1 protein-coding gene is annotated in these 5,913 nt (G+C 74.1%); it reads left to right on the top strand.

Features of this window, described 5'->3' with window-relative positions; all coding sequences use genetic code 11:
• Nucleotides 1-144: 144 nt before the first annotated feature.
• Nucleotides 145-5,913 (top strand): type I polyketide synthase (locus tag ABEA26_RS34555; protein WP_345597844.1); only part of this gene is annotated, 5,769 nt, incomplete at its 3' end.

The following is a 5,913-nucleotide window of genomic DNA, read 5'->3' as shown; positions in this document are numbered from 1 at the left end:
CGAGAGTGATCTGGAATCAGCCACGGACGACGAAGTATTCGATCTGATCGGCAAGGAATTCGGGATTTCCTGACCGCTTGGGTGTGCCCTGGTGAGCCTTTGCTGAATTCCGGTAAGTCATCGCAGGAGTGAGGAAAGATTTCGGTGGCGAACGAGGGCAAGCTCCGCCATTTCCTGAAGCGAGTCACCGCGGATCTCCAGGAGACCCGGCGGCGCCTTCGAGACCATGAGGACGCCGCCGGGGAGCCGGTGGCCATCATCGGAATGAGCTGCCGCTACCCCGGTGGTGTCGATTCACCCGAGGATCTGTGGGGGCTGGTCGCCGGCGGCCGCGACGCCGTCTCGGAGTTCCCCACCGACCGCGGCTGGGACCTGGACGCGCTCTACGACCCGGACCCGGAGTCGCGGGGCACCAGCTACGCCCGTGAGGGCGCGTTCCTGCACGACCCGGCGCGGTTCGACGCCGGACTCTTCGGGATCTCGCCGCGTGAGGCGCTCGCCATGGACCCCCAGCAGCGGCTGCTGCTGGAGACGTCGTGGGAGCTCTTCGAGCGGGCGGGTATCGACGCCGCCTCGCTGGCGGGCAGCCGGACCGGTGTGTTCACCGGAGTGATGAACCACGAGTTCCTCGCCACCCTCCAGAACGCCCCGGAGGACCTGGAGGGCTATCTGGGGACGGGAACGTCGGGCAGCGTCGCCTCCGGCCGGGTGGCCTACACCTTCGGTCTCGAAGGCCCGGCCGTCACTGTCGACACGGCCTGCTCCTCGTCGCTGGTGGCCCTGCACCTGGCTGTCCAGTCGCTGCGCAGCGGCGAGTGCTCTCTCGCCGTGGCCGGCGGTGTCACCGCGATGGTCGGCCCCGCCACCTTCGTCGGCTTCAGCCGTCAGCGCGGACTGGCACCCGACGGCCGCTGCAAGGCGTTCGCAGCCGGTGCCGACGGCACCGGCTGGGGCGAGGGCGCCGGCCTGCTGCTCGTGGAGCGTCTCTCGGACGCCCGCCGCAACGGGCACGAGATCCTCGCGGTCGTCCGCGGCTCCGCCGTCAACCAGGACGGTGCGTCCAACGGCCTGACCGCCCCCAACGGCCCCTCCCAGCAACGGGTGATCCGCCAGGCCCTGTCCGACGCCAAGCTGACCGCGGCCCAGGTCGACGTGGTGGAGGCACACGGCACGGGCACCCGGCTCGGCGACCCGATCGAGGCGCAGGCGCTGCTCGCGACGTACGGGCAGGCCCGTACCGGGGACAAGCCGCTGCTGCTCGGCTCGATCAAGTCCAACATCGGCCACACCCAGGCCGCGGCCGGTGTGGCGGGCGTCATCAAGATGGTGATGGCGATGCGCAACGGCGAACTGCCGCGCACGCTGCACGTCGACGCACCGTCCCCGTACGTCGACTGGTCGGCGGGCGCCGTACGGCTGCTCACCGAGCACACCTCCTGGCCGACGTCGGACGAGCCGCGCCGGGCCGGTGTCTCCTCCTTCGGGATCAGCGGCACCAACGCCCACACGATCATCGAGGAGGCCCCGTCGGCCGAGGGTTCCGCCCAGGACGCCGGGGAGGAGCCGGAGACGCCGGCGGAAGGCGAGGAGAGTACGGAAGCCCCCGCCCCGCAGGCCGTACGCCCGGCCGAGGGCGGACCGGTGCCGTGGGTGGTCTCCGGCAGTACGGAGGAGGCCCTGCGTGCCCAGGCCGAACGCCTGCTGGCCCGTACAGGGACCGAGGTCTCCCCGTACAACGTGGCGTTCTCGCTCGCCACCACCCGCACGGCCCTCGAGTACCGGGCGGTGGTCCAGGGCGGGACGCCGGCCGAGCTGGCCGAGGGGCTACGGGCCGTGGCCTCCGGCTCCCCGGCCCCGGGCGTAGCGCGCGGCCGGTCGGGCTCCGGCGGGCGAGTCGGGTTCCTCTTCTCCGGCCAGGGGTCGCAGCGCCCGGGCATGGGCCGCGAACTGTACGCGGCGTACCCGGCGTTCGCCGAGGCGTATGACGAGGTGTGTGGGCATCTTGGCGGGGTGCTGGAGGTGGACTCGGAGGAGTTGCATCGGACGGGTTCGGCGCAGCCGGCGTTGTTCGCGGTCGAGGTGGCGTTGTTCCGGTTGCTGGAGTCGTGGGGTGTGCGGCCGGATTGTGTGGCGGGGCATTCGGTGGGTGAGGTGGCGGCGGCGCATGTGGCGGGTGTGTTGTCGTTGGGGGATGCGGCGAGGCTGGTGTCGGCGCGGGCCCGGCTGATGCAGGCGCTGCCGGGGGGTGGTGCGATGGTCGCCGTGCAGGCCACCGAGGAGGAGGTGCTGCCGCATCTGGGCGAGGGTGTGGGTGTCGCGGCGGTCAACGGCCCTTCGTCGGTGGTGCTCTCCGGAGCGGTGGACGCGGTGCTGGAGATCGCTGACGCGTTCGCCCGGCGGGGGCGCAAGACCTCCCGACTGAAGGTGAGCCACGCGTTCCACTCACCGCTGATGGACCCCATGCTGGAGGAGTTCGGCCAGGTCGTCCGAGGACTGGCCTACGAGCAGCCGCGGATTCCGGTGGTCTCCACGCTCACCGGCCGCCCGGCGGAGCCGTACACGCCCGAGTACTGGGGCCGGCACGTCCGTGAGACGGTGCGTTTCGCCGACGCCACGCGGACCCTGCACGAGCTGGGCGTGACCACGTTCGTGGAGATCGGCCCCGGCGGTGTGCTGAGCGGCCTCACCCAGGGCTGCCTGGACGAGGACGTGGTCACCGTGCCCGCCCTGCGCGCCGACCGCACCGAGCGGGCCGCAATCGTCGCCGCGGTCGCCGAACTGCACGCGCACGGGCACGAAGTGGACTGGCACGCCTTCTTCCCCGGCGCCCGCCGCGTCGACCTGCCCACCTACGCCTTCCAGTACGAGCGCTACTGGCTCGACGCCTCACCGGCCACCTCCGGTGACGTCCGTGCCGCGGGCCTGGGCGCGGCCGGCCATCCGCTGCTGGGCGCGGCCGTCTCCCTGGCCGGCGGCGACGAGCGGCTGCTGACCGGCAGGCTGTCCCTGCGCACGCACCCGTGGCTGAGCGACCACGCCGTGCTCGGCACCGTGCTCCTGGCGGGCACCGCGTTCGTCGAGCTGGCCATGCGCGCCGCCGACGAAGCCGGCTGCGACCTGCTGGAGGACCTCACCCTGGAAGCGCCGCTGGTCGTCCCCGAGGAGGGTGGCGTCGCGGTGCAGGTGTGGGTCGGCGCGGCCGACGGCACCGGCCGCAGGCCGCTGACCGTGCACTCGCGCCCGGACCAGGACGCCCACCTGCCATGGGTCCGCCATGCCACCGGTTCCGTCGCCGAAGCGACCGCGGAGGCGGGCACCGGGGCCGCCGGCCGCACGCTCACGGCGTGGCCGCCGGCGGGCGCCGAACCGATCGCTCTGGACGGCTTCCACGACCGGCTGGCAGCCCTCGGCCTGTCCTACGGGCCGGCGTTCCGCGGTCTGCGCGGCGCCTGGCGCGCGGGTGAGGAGGTGTTCGCGGAGGCCGCTCTCCCCGAGGGCACGGACGCCGGCTCCTTCCTCCTGCATCCGGCGCTGCTGGACGCGTCGCTGCACGCGATCGGCGCGGGCGGCTCCGCCGATGCCGATGCCGGGGCCGGGGGGCCGCTCCTGCCGTTCGCCTGGTCTGGGGTGTCCGTGTACGCCACGGGCGCGTCCACCGTACGAGTCAGGCTGGCGCCGGCCGGTGCGGACGCGGTGTCCCTGACGGTCGCCGACGGCACCGGGGCACCGGTGGCGTCGGTCGCATCGCTCACGCTGCGCCCCGTCTCGGCCGAGCAGCTGCGCAAGAACTCCGGTGACTCGCTGTTCACCGTCGAGACGGTGCCGCTGGCCCTGCCCTCGGACGGAGCGGACGGAACGACGGCCCTTCAGGCACCGGACACGGCCGTCGTCCCCTTCCCCGACGGCCCGGCAGGGCTGACCGGGGCCGAGCGGGTCCGTGCGGTCACCTCCGGGGTACTGGGGCTGGTCCAGCGCTGGGTGGCCGAGGAGCGGACACCGCACCTCGTGCTGGTGGCCCGCTGCGACGACCTCGCGCACGCCGCGGCGGGTGGCCTGGTGCGCTCCGCCCAGGCGGAGAACCCCGGCCGGATCACCCTGCTCGAGACGGACCGCCCGGACGAGGCGGCCGCGCTGGCGCCCGGCGTCGTGCTGTCCGGCGAGCCCCACGTCATCGTCCGCGGCGGGGAGGCCGGCGCGCCGCGGCTGGCCCGCACCGCCGCACCACGGACGCCGGAGACGGCCACCGGCTCCACCGGCGAGGCGGCTCCCGCCCCGGCCGGCGGAGCGTCCGGGGGCCTCGGCACCGTAATCCTCACCGGCGCCTCCGGGGCGCTCGGTGAAACGCTCGCCCGCCACCTGGTCACCGCGCACGGCGTGCGCCGGCTGCTGCTCGTCAGCCGTCGTGGCGCGGACGCCCCGGGCGCCGCGGGCCTGCGGGCCGAACTCGCGGCGCTCGGCGCCGAAGCGGAGTGGGCCGCCTGCGACGTCGCCGACCGCGGCGCCCTCGCCGGGCTGCTGGCCACCACCCCGGTCGACTCCGTCGTGCACACCGCCGGCGTCCTGGACGACGGGGTGATCGCCGCGCTGACCCCGGAGCGCCTGGCCGCCGTCCTCGCGCCCAAGGCCGACGCGGTGCTCAACCTGGACGAACTCACCGGCAAGCACACCACGTTCGTGCTGTTCTCCTCCGCCGCGGGTGTCTTCGGCAATTCCGGCCAGGGGAACTACGCCGCGGCCAACGCCTTCCTCGACGCCTTCGCCAGGCACCGCCGCGCCCAGGGCCGGCCCACGGTGTCGCTGGCCTGGGGCCTGTGGGAGCAGAAGGGCGCCATGGCCGACGCCCTGGACGAGGCGGGCAGGACGCGGATGGCGCGCTCCGGTGTCCTGCCGCTGTCCGACGGGGAAGGTCTGCGGCTGTTCGACGCGGCGCTCGCCTCGGACGAGCCCGTGCTCGTGCCGGTCCGCCTCGACACCGCCGCCCTGCGCGACCGCGCGGCGGAGAACGTGCCGGCCCTGCTGCGCGGACTCGTCCGCGTCTCCGCGCGCGGCACGGCCCAGCGCGCCGCCACCGGTTCCCTCGCCGGCCGACTCGCCGGACTGGCCGCGGACGAGCGTGACGAGGCCCTCCTGGAGCTGGTCCGGGGCGAGGCCGCCGCAGTACTCGGCCACACCTCCGCCCGGGCCGTGCAGCCCGCGCACGCCTTCCAGGACCTGGGCTTCGATTCGCTGACGGCCGTGGAACTGCGCAACCGCTTGTCCACCGCCACCGGCCTGCGCCTGTCCGCCACCCTCGTCTTCGACCACCCCACGCCCGCCGCTCTCGCCCGGCTCCTCGGCACCGAACTCCTCGGCGAGGCCCCGGCCGCCGTGACCGGCGCGGAGGCGGGACCGGGCACTGCGGCCGGGACCGACGAGCCGATCGCCATCGTCGGCATGAGCTGCCGTCTGCCGGGCGGGGTGCGCTCGCCGGAGGACTTGTGGCAGCTGGTGGCCTCCGGCCGGGACGGCATCTCCCGGTTCCCGGAGGACCGAGGCTGGGACGTCGAGGGACTCTACGACCCCGACCCGGAGCGTCTCGGCAGGACCTATGCCCGCGACGGCGGCTTCCTCCACGAGGCGGCCGAGTTCGACGCCGGGTTCTTCGGGATCTCGCCGCGTGAGGCGCTGGCGATGGATCCGCAGCAGCGGCTGCTGCTGGAGACCTCGTGGGAGGCGTTCGAGCGGGCCGGGATCGACCCGGAGACACTCCGCGGCAGCCGTACCGGAGTCTTCACGGGCCTGATGTACCACGACTACGCCCAGGATTCGTGGGAACTGCCCGAGGGAGTCGAGGGCCTGCTCACCACCGGCGGTTCCGGCAGTGTCGCCTCCGGCCGGGTGGCCTACACCTTCGGTCTGGAGGGCCCCGCCGTC

Origin of the sequence: Streptomyces marokkonensis (genome assembly GCF_039539045.1) — a bacterium.
Taxonomy (GTDB): domain Bacteria; phylum Actinomycetota; class Actinomycetes; order Streptomycetales; family Streptomycetaceae; genus Streptomyces; species Streptomyces marokkonensis.
This window is presented reverse-complemented; position numbering and strand designations above follow the sequence as displayed.